Source organism: Bradyrhizobium sp. 40 (assembly GCF_023100925.1).
Classification (GTDB): Bacteria; Pseudomonadota; Alphaproteobacteria; order Rhizobiales; family Xanthobacteraceae; genus Bradyrhizobium.
Genome location: NZ_CP064688.1, coordinates 696,890 through 714,495, shown reverse-complemented (window position 1 = coordinate 714,495; position 17,606 = coordinate 696,890). Strand labels below are relative to the sequence as shown.

At 64.0% G+C, this 17,606-nt stretch carries 13 protein-coding genes; 10 read left to right on the top strand and 3 right to left on the bottom strand.

Annotation, left to right across the window (positions count from 1 at the left end; translation table 11 throughout):
- Positions 1-67: 67 nt before the first annotated feature.
- From IVB40_RS03315 to IVB40_RS03305, 3 genes are all read right to left on the bottom strand, one after another.
- A complete protein-coding gene (locus IVB40_RS03315) occupies positions 68-1,258 on the bottom strand; it encodes an acetyl-CoA C-acyltransferase (protein WP_247818082.1) in 1,191 nt (396 codons plus the stop codon).
- The gene (gene pimA / locus IVB40_RS03310) at positions 1,255-2,949 is read right to left on the bottom strand and encodes a dicarboxylate--CoA ligase PimA (protein WP_247818081.1); all 1,695 of its coding nucleotides are present in this window, start codon (positions 2,947-2,949) and stop codon (positions 1,255-1,257) included. The genes IVB40_RS03315 and pimA overlap by 4 nt, the downstream gene beginning before the upstream one ends.
- Before the next feature lie 198 nt (positions 2,950-3,147).
- Positions 3,148-5,244: a 3-hydroxyacyl-CoA dehydrogenase NAD-binding domain-containing protein gene (locus IVB40_RS03305; RefSeq protein WP_247818080.1), complete on the bottom strand. Its 2,097-nt coding sequence runs from the start codon at positions 5,242-5,244 to the stop codon at positions 3,148-3,150.
- A 128-nt stretch (positions 5,245-5,372) separates the two neighbouring features.
- Here IVB40_RS03305 and IVB40_RS03300 point away from each other — a divergent pair, with 128 nt between their 5' ends.
- The 10 genes from IVB40_RS03300 to IVB40_RS03255 all read left to right on the top strand — a co-directional run bounded on the left by IVB40_RS03300 (position 5,373) and on the right by IVB40_RS03255 (position 17,602).
- Positions 5,373-6,239 (top strand): IclR family transcriptional regulator, encoded by an 867-nt coding sequence (locus IVB40_RS03300; RefSeq protein WP_007599713.1) that lies wholly within the window; start codon positions 5,373-5,375, stop codon positions 6,237-6,239.
- Positions 6,240-6,305: 66 nt separating this feature from the next.
- Entirely contained in the window at positions 6,306-7,103 is a 798-nt protein-coding gene (locus tag IVB40_RS03295) for an ABC transporter ATP-binding protein (RefSeq protein ID WP_007599710.1), read from the top strand.
- On the top strand, positions 7,100-7,813 hold the full coding sequence (locus IVB40_RS03290) for an ABC transporter ATP-binding protein (RefSeq protein WP_007599709.1): 714 nt from the start codon (positions 7,100-7,102) through the stop codon (positions 7,811-7,813). Before IVB40_RS03295 ends, IVB40_RS03290 begins: the two co-directional genes overlap by 4 nt.
- Positions 7,814-7,825: 12 nt before the next feature.
- Entirely contained in the window at positions 7,826-8,704 is an 879-nt protein-coding gene (locus tag IVB40_RS03285; RefSeq protein WP_007599708.1) for a branched-chain amino acid ABC transporter permease, read from the top strand.
- 2 nt (positions 8,705-8,706) lie between these two features.
- Complete coding sequence (locus tag IVB40_RS03280; protein WP_247362839.1) at positions 8,707-9,723, top strand: branched-chain amino acid ABC transporter permease; 1,017 nt, start codon at positions 8,707-8,709, stop codon at positions 9,721-9,723.
- Positions 9,724-9,754: 31 nt separating this feature from the next.
- Positions 9,755-10,990: an ABC transporter substrate-binding protein gene (locus IVB40_RS03275; protein WP_247362840.1), complete on the top strand. Its 1,236-nt coding sequence runs from the start codon at positions 9,755-9,757 to the stop codon at positions 10,988-10,990.
- 120 nt (positions 10,991-11,110) lie between these two features.
- Entirely contained in the window at positions 11,111-12,337 is a 1,227-nt protein-coding gene (locus IVB40_RS03270; RefSeq protein ID WP_247818079.1) for an ABC transporter substrate-binding protein, read from the top strand.
- A gap of 239 nt (positions 12,338-12,576) precedes the next feature.
- A complete protein-coding gene (locus IVB40_RS03265; RefSeq protein WP_247432042.1) occupies positions 12,577-13,806 on the top strand; it encodes an ABC transporter substrate-binding protein in 1,230 nt (409 codons plus the stop codon).
- Positions 13,807-13,999: 193 nt separating this feature from the next.
- On the top strand, positions 14,000-15,283 hold the full coding sequence (locus IVB40_RS03260; protein ID WP_247818078.1) for a glycerate kinase: 1,284 nt from the start codon (positions 14,000-14,002) through the stop codon (positions 15,281-15,283).
- A 222-nt stretch (positions 15,284-15,505) separates the two neighbouring features.
- Positions 15,506-17,602, top strand: a complete 2,097-nt coding sequence (locus tag IVB40_RS03255; protein WP_247818077.1) for an EAL domain-containing protein — start codon at positions 15,506-15,508, stop codon at positions 17,600-17,602.
- The last annotated feature ends 4 nt before the right edge of the window (positions 17,603-17,606 follow it).

Genomic DNA, 17,606 nt, shown 5'->3' with positions numbered 1-17,606 from the left:
TGCGCCAAACTCCTGCTGCGGAGTATGGGTCCCGGCTTTCGCCGGGACGACGGCTACTGGACCAGAACTACTGCAACACCTCAAAAAGCCCCGCCGCGCCCATGCCGCCGCCGACGCACATGGTGACGACCGCGTACTTCGCCTTGCGGCGGCGACCTTCGATCAGAGCGTGGCCGGTGAGACGCGCGCCCGACATGCCGTAAGGATGCCCCACCGCGATCGCGCCGCCGTCGACGTTGATCTTGTCGGGGTCGATGCCGAGCTTGTCGCGGCAATACAGCACCTGCACCGCGAAGGCTTCGTTCAGCTCCCACAGGCCGATGTCGTCGACGGTGAGGCCATGACGCTTGAGCAGGCGCGGCACCGCGAACACCGGGCCGATGCCCATCTCGTCCGGCTCGCAGCCGGCGGAGACGAAGCCGCGGAAGATGCCGAGCGGGTTCAGCCCGCGCTTCGCCGCTTCCTTGTCGCTCATGATCACGCTCGCGCTGGCGCCGTCAGAGAGCTGGCTGGCATTGCCGGCGGTGACCGAAAAGCCTTCACCGCGCACGGCCTTGAGGCCGGCGAGGCCTTCTGCGGTGGTCTCGGGGCGCGGGCCCTCGTCCTGCGAGAGCGTGATGTCCTTGAACGAGACTGCACCGGTTGCCTTGTCGGTCACCGCCATCTTTGTGGTGATCGGCGCGAGCTCATCATTGAACTTGCCGCCTTGCTGGGCCGCGGCCGTACGGCGCTGGCTCTCCAGCGAATATTCGTCCTGCTTCTCCCGCGAGATGCCGTAGCGCTTGGCCACGATTTCGGCGGTGTCGATCATGGGCATGTAGACCTCGCCCTTGATCTCGAGCAGCGCCGGGTCCTGCGCATGGAAGCCGTTCATCTTGTCGTTCTGCACCAGCGAGATGGACTCGCCGCCGCCGCCGCCGACCGCGATCTCCACACCATCAAAAATCACCGAACGTGCGGCGAGCGCGATCGCCTGCAGTCCCGAGGCGCATTGCCGGTCGATGGTGGTGCCGGCGACCGTGACGGGGAGACCTGCACGGAGCAGCGCCTTGCGCGCGATGTTACCGCCGGTCGCGCCTTGCTGGAGCGCTGCGCCCATCACAACGTCCTCGATCTCCTTGGGGTCGACCTTGGCGCGCGCGACGGCCGCGCCGATGGCGTGGCCAAGCAGGGTTGCGCCCTCGGTAGCGTTGAGCGCGCCGCGATAAGCCTTGCCGATCGGGGTGCGGGCGGTGGAAACGATGACGGCGTCGGTCAAGAGCGATCTCCTGATGCAAGTCGGGTGGCAAGTTGGGCGGATTGTGATGGTTTCTGCTGCTGGCGCAACTCATGGCGCGACAGCTTTCCGACCGGCGTGCGCGGCAGATCGTCGACGAATTCGACCTCCGCCGGCAATTCGTGCCTGCCGAGCTTGCCAGCAAGCTGCGCGCGCAGCTCGTCGAGCGAAAACGGCTTTGCGCCGGGCCTGAGCTTGATGAAGGCCTTTGCGGCCTCGCCGCGATACGAGTCGGGAATGCCGAGCACGATCACCTCGTGCACGCCTGGTATGGTGTAGATCGCCTGCTCGATCATTTGCGGATAAACGTTGAAGCCGCCGGAGATGATCATGTCCTTCTTGCGGTCGACCAGGAAGAAATAGCCGTCGCTATCGACATAGCCGATGTCGCCGGTGACGAAGCGGCCGTCGACGAAGGCCTCCGCGGATCCCTCGGGCTTGTTCCAGTAGCCCCTGGTGACGTTCGGGCCCTTGATGCGGATCTCGCCGACTTCGCCCGGCGGCAATACGCGTGTCGGATCGTCCAGCGCGACGACGTCGAGCTCGATGCCGGGCAGCATCAGGCCGATCGAGCCCGGCTTGTCGGGACTTACCGGCGGATGGCCGGTACCGGGCGAGCAGGTCTCGGTCATGCCCCAGCCGCTGCGGAGCTTCTTGCCGACTTTGCGCTCGAAGAAACTCGCGATCTCCACCGGCAGCGGCGCGCCCCCGGAGCCGATGGTGGCCAGCGAGGAGAAATCGCGCTTGTCGAGATCGGGAAGGGCCGCGATCGCGATCCACATCGTCGGCACGCCGGGAAAGTAGGTTGCGCGCTTGATTTCGATGTCGCGCATCACCGCTTCGACGTCAAAACGCTGATGCAGCGAGATCAGATTGCCGCGCCTGAGCGAGGACAGCAGCACGACTGTGAGCGCATAGATGTGGAACAGCGGCAGCACGCAGATCACGCGCTCGACGACGTCGCCACGCGTCGCGCGCGACGGCTTGCCCCAAACGTCGTAGATCGACACGGCCGAGGTGAGATTGCCGTGGGTCAGCATCGCGCCTTTGGGCAAGCCGGTGGTACCACCGGTATATTGCAGCAGCGCGACGTCGTCGGCGCTCACTTGCGGCCACTCTGCCGGCGCGGTGGCGCCCTCGACAAAGGCCTTGAAGGTGACGATGCGGGGATCGCTGGGGATCGCAGCCTGCGGCGTGCCGACCTTACCCCAATTATTGTCCTCGCAGACCACCAGGCGGTCGATCAGGCCCTTCTCCAGGAATTTCAGCGCGGTCGGCAGCAGCGCCGCGAGGTTGGACGTGACGAGCAGGCGCGAACCGGAATCGGAGACCTTGTGCGTCAGCGCGATCTCGCCGTCGAGCGGTGACAGATGCGCGACGCGGGCGCCGGCCTTCAGCGCGCCGAAGAAATTGACGGGATGGTCCGGCGTATTGCCGAGGAACAGCGCGATGGAAGTATTCTTGCCGCAGCCGGCGCGCAGGAACGCGGCAGCCGCACGCTCCGCCATCGCGGCGAGCTCGGTGTAGCTGATCGGACGATCGCGAAACTCGAGCGCGGTGCGCGCACCGTAGTCAGCGGCGGCTTTCGACAGCAGGTCAGGGAGCGTGCCCTGGACGATGGCGTCGTCCCAACGCACGCCCTCGGGATAAAACTGTTCGCCGGGATGGGTCATTGAAGGCCGTTACTTTGCAAACGTGAGGCGGGCACGGACAGACGGGCTCCCTTCCCCCTTGTGGGGATGGGTTGGGGAAGGGGGTGGCCACAAACGCCTGCGCCCGGGGCTACCCCCCTCCCTGACCCTCCCCCACAAGGGGGGAGGGAACGGAGAGGGCGTTGCCCGGGGCGAGACATCACAGCCACCCCAATCCAATCACGCCGCTTTCGAGCCCGCCGCGAGCGACGCGAAGGTCTTGCCTTCGGCCGCGAGCTTCTTCAGCAGTGGCGCGGGCTCGAGGCTCGGATCGTTGGTCTCCTTGGCATAGAAGGAGAGACGATCGGCGATGTGCTTGAGGCCGACGGTGTCGGCCCAGAACATCGGGCCGCCGCGGTAGATCGGCCAGCCATAGCCATAGAGCCAGACCACGTCGATGTCGGACGGGCGCGCGGCGATACCTTCCTCCAGGATCTTTGCGCCCTCGTTGATCATCGGATACATCATGCGCTCGAGGATCTCGTCGTCACTGACGACGCGCTTCTTGCGGCCCATGCGCAGCAGCGTCTCATCGATCAGCTTCTCGACTTCGGGATCCGGCAGCGCCGAACGGGAGCCGGCTTCGTATTTGTAATAGCCCTTGCCGGTCTTCTGGCCGAAGCGCCCGGCTTCGCAGAGCGCGTCCGCGATCTCCGACTTGATGCCGCGGTCCTTGCGCGAGCGCCAGCCGATGTCGAGGCCGGCGAGGTCACCCATCGCGAACGGCCCCATCGGCATGCCGAACTTCGTCACGACGGCGTCGACCTGCTGCGGAAGCGCGCCTTCGAACAGCAGCTTCTCGGACTGCTTGCCGCGCTGGGCCAGCATGCGGTTGCCGACAAAGCCGTCGCAGACGCCGACCACGGCCGGCACCTTTGCGATTTTGCGCGCGATCGAGACCGCGGTCACGAGGGCATCCGGCGCGGTCTTGTCGGCGCGCACGATCTCGCACAATTTCATGACGTTGGCGGGCGAGAAGAAGTGCATGCCGAGCACGTCCTGCGGACGCTTGGTCGACTTCGCGATCTCGTCGATGTTCAGGTACGAGGTGTTGGAGGCGAGCACAGCACCCGGCTTGACGTACTGGTCGAGCTTGCCGAACACTTCCTTCTTCACTGCCATGGTCTCGAACACAGCCTCGATCACCAGGTCAGCATCACCGACGTTCTCGATGCCGACGACGCCGTTGATCAGCGCCATGCGCTTGGCGGGCGCATCCGCCGGGATGCCACCACGCGCAGCGGTCGCTTCCCAGTTCTTCTGCATGATGCCCATGCCGCGCTTGAGCTGCTCCTCGCCGGTCTCGATCAGGGTGACGGGAACGCCGGCATTGGCAAAGGACATCGCGATGCCGCCGCCCATTGTGCCGGCGCCGAGGATGGCGACGCGGTTCACGGGCCGTGGCTTGGTGCCCTCAGGAACGCCGGCGATCTTGCTGGCCTCGCGCTCGGCGAAGAAGGCATAACGCTGCGCCTTGGACTGATCGCTGGCGACGAGCTTCAGGAAACCTTCGCGCTCCTTCTTGAGGCCTTCGTCGAACGGCAGGTCGATGGCGTAGCCGACGGCGTCAGCCGCCGCGAACGGAGCTTCCAGACCGCGCGACTTCTTGGTCATGGCGGCGACCGCGTTGGTGAAGATCGAGCGATCGACCTTGGCCGCCGCGATCTTGGAGTCGTCGTCACGCAGACGGCGCAGCGGACGCTTTTCAGCCAGCAGCTTTCGTACGAAGGCTTCACCTCCGGCGGCCGGGCCCTCGACGATCTCCTCGATCAGGCCGTTCTTCAGAGCTTCCGCCGCACCGATCGGATCACCGCCGACGATCATCTTGACCGCGAGCTCCGGTCCGACTGCGCGCGGCAGGCGCTGGGTGCCGCCGGCGCCCGGCAGCAGGCCGAGCTTCACCTCGGGCAGGCCGAGCTTGGCTTCCTTCACCGCGACACGGAAATGACAGGCGAGCGCGACCTCGAGGCCGCCGCCGAGCGCGGTGCCGTGAATCGCGGCCACGACCGGCTTCGGTGAATTCTCGATCTCGGAAAGCACGTCGTTGAGGGCGGGCGCCTTCGGCGGCTTGCCGAATTCGGTGATGTCGGCGCCTGCGATGAAGGTGCGGCCGGCACAGGTCAGCACGATGCCCTTGATGGCGGGATCGGCGATTGCGGCCTTGATGCATCCCAGAATTCCGCCGCGAACCGCGGCGCTCAGCGCGTTGACCGGAGGGCTGTCGACCGTGACGATCCCGACTTCGTCATGACGCTCAAGCTTGACCACTTCGCTCACGGTGTCCCTCCTTGGTGGGGTAACTTTTGTTCAATTTCGCACTGCGGAATTTAATTCCGCATCTTGACGGCAGGGTTATTTTGAAGCACGTGGCTTGTCAACGACTCCGCGCAAGAAGCAGATCTGGGATGAAGCGTACAGGAAAGAAGACCGCGACCGATCGGAATTTCGTCGTCGCGCTTTCCCGCGGACTAGACGTATTGCGCGCATTCCAGCCCAGCGACGGACTTCTTGGCAATCAGGAAATCGCGGCCCGTACCAATTTGCCCAAGCCGACCGTTTCGCGGCTGACCTATACCTTGACCAAGCTCGGCTATCTGACGCCGGTTCCCCGTTTCGAGAAATATCAGCTTGCGCCGGCCGCGATGGCGCTCGGCTACGCCGCGTTGTCCAATCTCGGCGTTCGGCATTTGTCCGAACCGTTCCGCGAGGAAATGATGCGCGCGACCGGCGGAGCCGTTGCCGTCGGCGGCCGCGACCGTCACAGCATGATCTATTTCGGGCAAAGCCGCGGCAGCGAGACGGTCGGCGTTCAACTTGACGTCGGCTCCCGCGTGCCGATTGCAACCAGCGCGATGGGCCGCGCCTATTTCTGGGCGCTCGAGGAAAACGATCGGGCGGAACTGTCTCGTGTTTTGCGCGAACATTACGGCAGCCGCTGGCCCAAGATGCGCGACGGGCTGGAACGTTCCGGCGAGACGGTCGCGAAATACGGATTTGCGATTTCGGTCGGCGACTGGCACGACGACATCGGCGCCGCCGGCGTCGCACTCAGGCTCAACGACGGAACCGGCCCCTACGCATTCAATTGCGGCGCGCCGGCATTCCGCTTCACGGAAGAGCGTTTGATCAACGACATTGGACCGCGTCTGCTTGCGATGGTAAGGAACATCGAAGCGGCACTTGGGGGTCTGATGCCGCATTCCAAAAAAGACGTCAGCAAAAAGCTGAAATCAGGAGGGAAAGTTGCGCGTGTGGCCGAGGGGATCAGATAGCCTTTGTTGTCATCGAGAGCGGTTCACATCGCTCCTTCGCTCACCGAACAGAGTGGGCGAGACGAGATGACGCAGGCACAGCTCGCGCAGGGGACATCGCCCCTGCTCGCGGTTCGCGACGTCAGCGTCGTGTTCGGCGGCATCGTCGCGCTCAACGGTGTGTCCTTTGACATGCACAAGGGCCAGATCCTCGGCTTGATCGGCCCTAACGGCGCCGGCAAGACCACGCTCTTCAACTGCCTCTCGCGGCTGTACCAGCCATCGTCCGGCGACATCCTGATGGAGGGCGCAAGCATCCTGACGCGCCCGCCGCACCGGATCGCGGAGATCGGCATCGGCCGCACTTTCCAGAACGTGGCGCTGTTTCCGAATTTGTCGGTGATGGACAATGTCCGCGTCGGCACCCATGCCCGCACCTCCAGCGACATCATCAGCGACTCGCTGCGGCTGGCCTGGGTTCGCCGCAGCGAGAGCGACGTCAACAAGAAGGTGCATGAGATCCTCGCCTATCTCGACCTCGAGGACGTCGCCCACACCGTCGTGTCGGGCCTGCCGTTCGGCACGCAGAAGCGCGTCGAACTGGCGCGCGCGCTCGCTGCCGATCCGAAGATCCTGCTGCTCGACGAGCCCGCCGGCGGCCTCAACCACGAGGAAGTCTACGTGCTCGGCGACCTCATCCGCCGCATCCGCGACGAACGCCACATGACCGTGCTGCTGGTCGAGCATCACATGGGCCTCGTGATGTCGATCGCCGACCACGTCGTCGCTCTGAATTTCGGCAAGAAGCTCGCGGAAGGCACGCCGGCCCAGGTGCAGGCGGATCCCGACGTCATCAAGGCCTATCTCGGGAGCAAGGACCAATGACGACACTGCTCAACGTCAAGGACCTGCGCGCCTATTACGGCCAGGTCCAGGCGCTCCACGGCCTCTCCTTCTCGCTCAGCGAGGGATCGCTGACCACGCTGCTCGGGGCCAACGGCGCCGGCAAGACCACCACGCTGCGCGCGATCTGCAACATGGTGCGTTCGACCGGCGGCATCGAGTTCGACGGCAAGCCGCTGAACAACCGCTCCACCGAAAGCATCGTACGGTTCGGCATCGCCCATGTGCCGCAGGGCCGCGGCACCTTCACCACCATGACGGTGGAGGAAAACCTCCAGCTCGGCGCAATCACCCGCAAGGACAGCGCCGGCATCGTCTCCGACATCGAGCGCATGTATGCGCATTTCCCGGTGCTCAAGCAGCGGCATACCCAGCAGGCCGGCACGCTCTCGGGCGGCGAGCAGCAAATGCTCGCGGTCGCCCGCGCGCTGATGCTGCGGCCGCGGCTGATGCTGCTGGACGAGCCTTCGTTCGGCCTGGCGCCGCTGGTGGTGCGCGACCTGTTCGGCATCCTCGGCAAGATCAATCGCGAGGACAAGGTGTCGATCCTGGTGGTCGAGCAGAACGCCCAGCTCGCGCTCGAGCTCGCCGACCAGGCCTATGTGATCGAGACCGGACGCATCGTGATGTCGGGCAACGCCAAGGACATCGCGAACAACGAAGAAATCCGCAAATCCTACCTGGGTTACTGAGGAGCCGGCACGATGGAGCTGTTCACCAACCAAGTGCTGGCCGGCATCGCCACGGGCGCGATCTACGCCTGCATGGCGCTCGCCGTGGTCATGATCTACCAGGCGATCGACCATCTCAACTTCGCGCAGGGCGAGATGGCGATGTTCTCGACCTTCATCTCCTGGCAGCTGATGCAATGGGGCATTCCCTATTGGGCCGCCTTCGTGATCACGCTGGCATTGTCCTTTGTCGGCGGCATCGCGATCGAGCGCATCCTGTTCAAGCCGCTCGCCAAGGCGCCGGTGCTGACCAACGTCGCCGGCTTCATCGCGCTGTTCGCGATCATCAACTCCTCGGCCGGCCTGATCTGGGACTTCACCATCAAGCAGTATCCGACCCCATTCGGCTCCTCGCCGTTCCTCGGCAGCCAGCTGATTTCGACCCACCAGGCCGGCATGATCGGCGTGACGGTGCTGCTGCTGCTCGGCCTCTACTTCTTCTTCCAGTACACCAAGATCGGCCTCGCCATGCGCGCGGCCGCCTCCGTACCTGAATCGGCACGGCTGGTCGGCATCAACACGAGCTGGATGATCGCGCTGGGCTGGGGCATGGCGTCCGCGATCGGTGCGATCGCCGGCATGCTGATCGCACCGGTCGTGTTCCTCGAGCCCAACATGATGGGCGGCGTGCTGATCTACGGCTTCGCCGCGGCGGTGCTCGGCGGACTGACGAGCCCGTTCGGCGCCGTGGTCGGCGGCTTCCTGGTCGGTGTCTTCGAAAACCTCGCCGGCACCTACATTCCCGGCGTCGGCAACGAGTTGAAGCTCCCGATCGCGCTCGCGCTGATCATTTCCGTCCTGGTCGTCAAACCCGCTGGCCTGTTCGGCCGGCAAATCGTCAAGCGAGTTTGATCATGAGCGCTGCAGAAGACGTCGTCACGGAAGCCCCGGCCGTCGAGGCGGTTCCGAAGCGGGCGATGACGCTGGGCACGGGCACCTCCCTGTTAGTGCTGGCGGTGCTGTTGATCGTGCCGGTGTTCGTCAAGAACTTCATCATCTTCCAGATGACGATGCTCCTGATCTACGGGCTCGCGGTGCTGGCCTTGAACATCCTGACGGGCGGCTCCGGCCAGTTCTCGCTCGGCCAGAGCGCCTTCTACGCCGTGGGCGCTTATACGTCGGCGGTGCTGATGGAGTACTTCAACGTCAACTATGCGCTGACAATTCCGATTTCCGCGACGGTCTGCTTCGCATTCGGCTACCTGTTCGGCAAGCCGGCGCTGCGGCTATCGGGCGTCTATCTCGCGCTCGCGACCTTTGCGCTTGCCACCGCGATGCCGCAGCTGCTGAAGCTGAACTTCCTCGAGCACTGGACGGGCGGCGTGCAGGGCCTCGTCGTCACCAAGCCCGACGCGCCGTTCGGGCTGCCGATGTCGCAGGACACCTGGCTCTACTACTTCTCGCTCGCCGTCGTGCTCGCGATCTACATCTTCTCGGTAAACCTGCTGCGCTCCCGCTCGGGCCGTGCCTTCATGGCGATCCGCGACAACGAGATCGCGGCCTCCTCGATGGGCGTCAACGTCGCACTGTACAAGACGCTGGCCTTCGGCGTGTCCGCCGGCATCACCGGCGTTGCCGGCTCGCTTGGCGCCATCGCCGTGCAGTTCGTCGCGCCCGACAGCTACACGATCACGCTGGCGATCTCGCTGTTCCTCGGCATGGTCGTCGGTGGCGTCGGCTGGCTGCCCGGCTCGTTCGTCGGCGCAGCTTTCATCATCTTCGTGCCGAACATGGCGGAGGGCATCTCCAAGGGCCTCTCCGGCGCCGTATTCGGCGTACTCCTGTTCGCCGTCATCTACCTCGTGCCGCACGGCGCGAGGCAGATCGCGATCATGGGCCAGCAACTCGTCGGCCGGCTCAGAAAGAACTGACAACCCGTTGATTAAGCTAAGGAGACCCGAATTGTTTTTTGAAAGAACACTGCGAACCGCTGCGCTGGTGACGGCAACGGCGGTCATCACTCTCAGCTCCGGCGCCGCATTTGCCCAGAAGAAATACGACACCGGCGCGTCCGATACCGAGATCAAGATCGGCAACATCATGCCGTATAGCGGTCCGGCGTCGGCCTATGGCATCATCGGCAAGACCGAAGAAGCCTATTTCAAGATGATCAACGACAAGGGCGGCATCAACGGCCGCAAGATCAACTTCGTCACCTATGACGACGGCTATTCGCCGCCGAAGGCCGTCGAGCAGGTCCGCAAGCTGGTCGAGAGCGACGAAGTGATCGTCGTGTTCAACCCGCTCGGCACGCCTTCGAACAGCGCGATCCAGAAGTATTTGAACGCCAAGAAGATCCCGCAGCTGTTCGTCGCCACGGGCGCCACCAAGTGGAACGACCCGAAGAACTTCCCCTGGACCATGGGCTGGCAGCCCTCCTACCAGAGCGAAGCGCAGATCTACGCGAAATGGCTGTTGAAGGAGAAGCCGGACGCCAAGATCGCGATCCTTTATCAGAACGACGATTTCGGCAAAGACTACCTCAAGGGCACCAAGGACGGCCTGGGCGCCAAGGGCGCGTCCATGATCATCATGGAAGAGAGCTACGAGGTGTCGGAGCCCTCGATCGACGGTCACATCGTCAAGATCAAGGCGGCCAATCCCGACGTCCTGCTGATCTACGCGACGCCGAAGTTCGCCGCCCAGACCATCAAGAAGACCGCCGAGCTGAGCTGGAAGCCGCTGCAGATCCTCACCAACGTGTCGATCTCGGTCGGCAGCGTGATGAAGCCGGCCGGCTTCGAGGCCTCGCAGGGCGTGTTGTCGGCAGCCTATGCCAAGGACTCCACGGACCCGCAGTGGGCCAACGACCCCGGCATGAAGAAGTGGAACGAGTTCGTCGACAAGTACATGCCGGGTGCCGACAAGTCCGACACCAGCATGGTCTATGGCTACGGCGCGGCGTCGACGCTGACCAAGGTCCTGGAAATGTGCGGCGACGATCTGACCCGGGCCAACATCATGAAGCAGGCGGCCTCGTTGAAGGATTTTGCACCGGACACCCTGCTGCCCGGCGTCAAGATCAACACCGGGCCCACCGACTTCGCCCCGATCGCCCAGCTCCAGATGCAGCGCTTCAAGGGCGAGAAGTGGGAACTCTTCGGCGAGATCATCAGCGGCGACATCGCCACCGAGTGACACTCTGACGCTATAGTCCGACACGTCGAGAAGCCCCCGCGAACGATCGCGGGGGCTTTTTGTTGACGTCCCGCATCATTCTTGTTCAATGCGGCGGCGATCCGTTCCGGGTGGAGAAAGATGACTGCCGTTCGATTTCAGGTTGCGGGCGTTCTGGCCGCATTCGCGTTGTGCACTGCGATGGGCAACCCGGCCCTGGCGCAAAAGAAATACGACAGCGGCGCTTCCGATACCGAGATCAAGATCGGCAACATCATGCCCTATAGCGGCCCGGCCTCCGCCTATGCGGCGATCGGCAAGGCCGAGGAAGCCTATTTCAACAAGATCAATGCCGAGGGCGGCATCGGCGGCCGCAAGATCAAGTTTATCTCCTACGACGACGGCTATTCGCCGCCGAAGACGGTGGAGCAGGCCCGCAAGCTGGTCGAGAGCGACGGGGTGCTGCTGATCTTCGGCTCGCTCGGCACCTCCACCAACGGCGCCATCCGCAAATACATGAACGAGAAGAAGGTGCCGCAATTGTTCGTGGCGAGCGGCGCTTCGAAGTGGAACGATCCGAAGCAATATCCCTGGACCATGGGCTGGCAGCCGAGCTACGCCAGCGAGGCGCGCATCTACGCCAAGTACATCATGAAGGAGAAGCCGGACGGCAAGATCGGCGTGCTCTACCAGAACGACGATTTCGGCAAGGACTATCTGAAAGGACTGAAGGACGGCCTTGGGCCCAAGGCCTCGATGATCGTGCTGGAAGACAGCTACGACACGTCGGAGCCGGCAATCGACGAGCACGTCGTGAAATTGAAGGCCTCCGGCGCCGACATCTTCGTCAGCATCACCACGCCGAAATTTGCCGCACAGGCGATCAAGAAGGCGGCCGAGATCAACTGGCATCCGGTCCACATCATCTCCAACGTCTCGGCCTCGGTCGGCGGCGTGCTCGAGCCGGCCGGGCTCGAGATCTCGCAAGGGATCCTGTCGGCGAGCTACACCAAGGACGGCTCCGACCCGCAATGGAATGCCGACGACGGCATGAAGAAGTTCTACAACTTCCTCGCCAAATACGATCCCAAGGCCAACAAGCTGGATGCCGGCGTGGTGTTCGGCTATGCCGCCGCGCAGACCATGGTGAAGGTGCTGCAAATGTGCGGCGACGATCTCACCCGCGACAACGTCATGAAGCAGGCCGCTTCCTTGAAGGATTTCGAGCCCGACACCCTGTTGCCCGGCATCAAGATCAACACCGCAGCCGATAATTTCGCCCCGATCGAGCAGCTCCAGATGATGCGGTTCAAGGGCCGGAAATGGGAGCTGTTCGGGGACGTCATCTCGAGCGAGCTCGGCCACTGAAGCCGCGCAACTCAAACTCGCTCCTGATCGGTTCGTCAACTCAGACGGATGCACCTTCTCGCAGTCGCACACGCGCGCGCGGGCGCCCCTGACTACTAAAGAAGCAGCCCCTGCGACCCCGCCGCAGGGGCTTTCTGTTGTAGGCATCAGGTAAATCGTATTGAATTGCGGCTGCGTCACCAAGAACAGGCAACACAAGAAAAGGGACGCACACACACCAAGAAAATAGGGAGATAGGAATGCCCGCTGTCACCGGCAAACTTGCGGCCGCGTCACTGGCGCTCGCGCTCATTGCGGCCTCGGCCTCCACTGCATCGGCCCAGAAGAAATACGATACCGGCGCGACCGATACCGAGATCAAGGTCGGCAACATCATGCCCTACAGCGGACCGGCCTCCGCCTACGGCATCATCGGGCGGACGGAAGCCGCCTATTTCAAGAAGATCAACGACGAAGGCGGCATCAACGGCCGCAAGATCAACTTCATCAGCTACGACGACGCCTATTCGCCGCCGAAGACGGTGGAGCAGGCGCGCAAGCTGGTCGAGAGCGACGAGGTGCTGTTCATCTTCAACTCGCTCGGCACGCCGCCGAACTCGGCGATCCACAAATACATGAACTCGAAGAAGGTGCCGCAGCTCCTGGTGGCCACCGGCGCCACCAAGTGGAACGATCCTCAGAACTTCCCCTGGACGATGGGGTGGCAGCCCAACTACCAGAGCGAAACGCAGATCTACGCGAAATGGCTGCTCAAGAACAAGCCGGACGCCAAGATCGCCGTGCTGTTCCAGAACGACGATTACGGCAAGGATTATCTCAAAGGTCTGAAAGACGGCCTCGGCGCCAAGGCCGCGTCGATGATCGTCATGGAGGAGAGCTACGAGACCTCCGAGCCGACCATCGACAACCACATCGTCAAGCTGAAGTCGACCGGCGCCGACGTCTTCATGAACATCACGACGCCGAAATTCGCGGCGCAGGCGATCAAGAAGGTGGCCGAGATCGGCTGGAAGCCGCTGCACTTCCTCAACAACGTCTCGGCCTCCGTCGGCAGCGTGCTCAAGCCCGCCGGGTTCGAGAACTCGCAGGACATCATCTCCGCCGACTATCTGAAGGACATTTCGGATTCGACGTGGAACAGCGACCCCGGCATGAAGGACTTCGTCGCCTTCATGAACAAGTACTTTCCTGACGGCGACAAGCTCGATCACGGCACCATCGTCGGCTACGGCGTGGCGCAGACCCTGGTCCAGATCCTGAAGCAGTGCGGCGACGATCTCACCCGCGCGAACGTCATGAAACAGGCCGCCAGCCTGAAGGACTTCCGCACCGAAGTGTTGCTGCCGGGCGTGCAGATCAACACCTCGCCGACCGATTTCGCGCCGATCAGCCAGCTCCAGCTCGAGAAGTTCAAGGGCGAGAAGTGGGAACTGTTCGGCGACGTGATCAGCGCCGACGTCGGCGGCTAACCGCCTGATACCCACGACGATGAAAACCCCCTGCGAACCATCGCAGGGGGTTTTTGCTTGCGCGCCGATTATGATCACGCGATTGCACAATCGAATGATGGCAAAGCCGGCTTACGCTTTGGCGCATGATGCGGTAGGCAGGTGAGCGGCGCGTTTGCCGCCAGTCTTTCCTGCCCGCTCAAGGCCCTTCGTCATGACCGACCGACGCCCCCTGCTCCGCGCGCTCTACGACGCCGCCGTTGCCGCCGCTCATCCCAACACGGTGCTGGCGCCGCATTTGCGGCCCGTTCCGAGTGGACGCGTGATCTGTCTCGCCGCCGGCAAGGGCGCGGCCGCGATGGCCGCCGCCGCCGAGCGGCATTATCTCGACACGCTCGGGCTCGCACCGGAGCGCCTGGTCGGCATCGCCACCACGCGTCACGGCTACGGCGTACCGACCCGCCGCATCCGCGTGGTCGAGGCCGGTCATCCCGTGCCTGACGAAGCCGGCCTGAAGGGCGCGGCCGATACGCTCGCGCTCGCAGCCGAGGCCGGGCCGGACGATTTGCTGCTGGTGCTGCTCACCGGCGGCGGCTCGGCGAACTGGATCGCGCCCGTCAACGGCATCAGCTTCGCGCAGAAGCAGGCGGTCAACAAGGCGCTGCTCCGCTCCGGCGCGCCGATCGGCGAGATGAATGTCGTGCGCAAGCATCTGTCGCGGATCAAGGGCGGGCGGCTGGCGCGTGCGGGCAAAAATGCCGCCGAGATCGTGACGCTTGCGATCTCCGACGTGCCGCATGACGATCCCTCCGCGATCGCCTCGGGTCCGACCGTGCCCGATCCGACCACGCTCAATGATGCGCGCGCCATCGTCGCCCGGTACAAGCTCGACATCGACGATGCCGTTCGCCGCGCGCTGGACGACCCCGCGAACGAAAGCTGCAAGCCGGGAGACGCCGCGTTCGCGCGCGCGCATTTCGAATTGATCGCACGTCCGAAGCAATCGCTCGACGCTGCGGTCAAACTCGCGCATGAGGCCGGTTACGAGACGATCGATCTCGGCGCCGACCTCGAAGGCGAGGCCCGCGACGTTGCCGCCGATCACGCCAGGCTGGCGCTTCAGGCCCGCGCCCAGGGCAAGCGCGTCGCGATCCTCTCCGGCGGCGAGCTAACGGTCACCGTGCGGGGCAATGGCCGCGGCGGCCCGAACCAGGAATACGCGCTGGCGCTCGCCGCCCTCTTGAAGGACACGCCTGACATCTCCGCGCTCGCCGGCGACACCGACGGCGCCGATGGCGGTGCCGGCCATCCCACCGACCCCGCCGGCGCGCTGATCGACGCGGCGACATTCGCGAAGATGACGGCGCAGGGGCTGCAGCCGCAGGCCTATCTCGACAACAACGATGCGACGACGTTCTTCGAGGCGACGGGCGACCTGCTGCTGCCGGGTCCCACGCTGACCAATGTGAACGACATCAGGGTGATCCTGGTCGACTGACACGGCGGCATCGCCATCCCGCCGGCGCCGCGCGCGGTTCGGCGGGACGGCCTGGTTAACGATCTCTGAATTCTCGTCGGCGTCCTCTTTTCCAGGGGGCGGGCATCGCCGCCTTTAACCTCGCATTCGCCGCAGTTTCAGGAACATGTCCCGAAACTGGGCGTATTGTTGGGCTGATTCACCACCGCCTGCTCTAATCGCGTCGTCCCGGGGGCAACGCACATGGCGCAAAGTGATCAGGAGGTCGCAAGCATTGATCCGCTCGTGCTCGGCGAGCTGCTCAAGTGCGCCGCCAATAATCTGTGGCTTGGGATCATCCTTTTTGGCAGCGACCGCAGGGTCATTTTCTGCAATCCGCGCTACCGCGAGATGTACGCGCTCTCGCCCGAGCAGGTGCGCCCGGGAACGCCGATCAAGGACCTGATCCAGCATCGGCTCAAACTGGGCCTGAACATCGGCGGAGAAGCCGGCGCCTATGTCCGCGCCCGCACGGAAGGCTCGGTCGTCAGCGAGGAGACGGTCCAGCAGTTCGCCGACGGAAGAATCATCGCCTACACCATCCATCCCCTGCCCGACGGCGGCGGCATGGCGACCCACGAGGACATTACCGAGCGCGAAGAGCTCAGTGCGCGGCTGCAGGAGCGCAATTTTCAGTTCGACATTGCGATCAACAACATGTCGCAGGGACTTTGCTTCTTCAGCGCCGACCATCGGCTGCTCGTCTGCAACACGCACTATATCGAAATGTACGGCCTGCCGCCCGACCACGTTCGTCCGGGCACGCCGCTCCAGGAGATCCTCGACCTGCGCTTCGAAGCCGGCAGCGTGCCGGCGATGACGCGGGAGGAATACGCCACATGGCGGACCGATGTCGCCACGTCGGCCGAGGCCATGGACAGCATCGTCGAGATGCGGAACGGGCGAACCTTCAAGATCAGGCACCGACCGATGCCCGATCTCGGATGGGTGGCGACCCACGAAGACATCACCGAGCAGCGCAAGGCGGAATTGCAGATCGCGCATATGGCGCACCACGATGCGCTGACGGACCTCGCCAATCGCGCCCTGCTCGGTCAGCGCCTCAAGCAGGCGCTCGAGCAGGGCGGGATGTTCGCGATCCACCACATCGATCTCGACAAGTTCAAGGCCGTCAACGACACCCTGGGCCACCAGGCCGGCGACATCCTGCTGCAGGATGTCAGCCGCCGCCTCAAGCAGCTCGCGCGCGACAGCGATACGATCGCGCGCATGGGTGGCGATGAATTCGTCATCCTCCAGTCGCCGATTTCCGATTCGAACGAAGCGGACACGCTGGCGCGCGATGTTGTCAGCACCCTGAGTGCTCCGTTCGGGCTCGACGGACATCAGGCTATTGTGGGCGCGAGCATCGGGATCGCCATTGCGCCCGGTGACGGCTCGACGCCCGAGCAACTCCTGCACAATGCCGATCTGGCCCTATATCGCGCGAAAAGCGACGGCCGCGGCATGCACTGCTTCTTCGAGCCGGCCATGGGCGAAGAGGCGCAAAGCCGTCGTGCACTGGAGCAGGACCTGCGCAACGGCCTTGCCGCCGGCGAGTTCGAACTGCACTACCAGCCGGTCGTGAAGACCGACGGCGGCGAGATCAGCGGCTTCGAAGCCTTGATCCGTTGGCGACATCCAGGGCGCGGACTGGTCGCGCCGAACAGCTTTATCCCGCTTGCGGAAGAGATCGGCCTGATCGTGCCGATCGGCGAATGGGTGATCCGGCAGGCCTGTGCCATTGCAAGCCGATGGCCGGACCATCTGCACGTCGCCGTCAACATCTCGGCGGTGCAATTCCGCCAGCCGGGCCTGACAGAGGTGATCGTCGGCGCGCTCGCGGCCTCCGGCCTCGATCCGCGGCGGCTGGAAATCGAAATCACGGAAAGCGTTCTGCTGCAGGACAGGCATGGGACGCTGACGACGCTGCACCAGCTCCGGGCGCTGGGCATCAAGGTCGCCATGGACGATTTCGGCACCGGCTATTCGTCACTGACCTATCTGCAATGCTTCCCCTTCGACAAGATCAAGATCGACCGGTCTTTCGTCAGCGGCGTGGAAAACAATGCGGCCTCCCTCAGCATCGTGCGGGCGGTGGCGGCACTGGCGCGCGGGATGGGCATGACGACGACGGCGGAGGGCGTGGAGACCGAGGAGCAACGGGACCGGATCGCAGCGGAAGGCTGCACGGAAATGCAGGGCTATCTGTTCAGCCCGCCCTTGCCCGCCGGGGAAATCGAGCGCCGTTTCCTGTCCGCGGAAGCACCTGCCATGCCCGACCGGTTCGCTGCGGCATAACCGC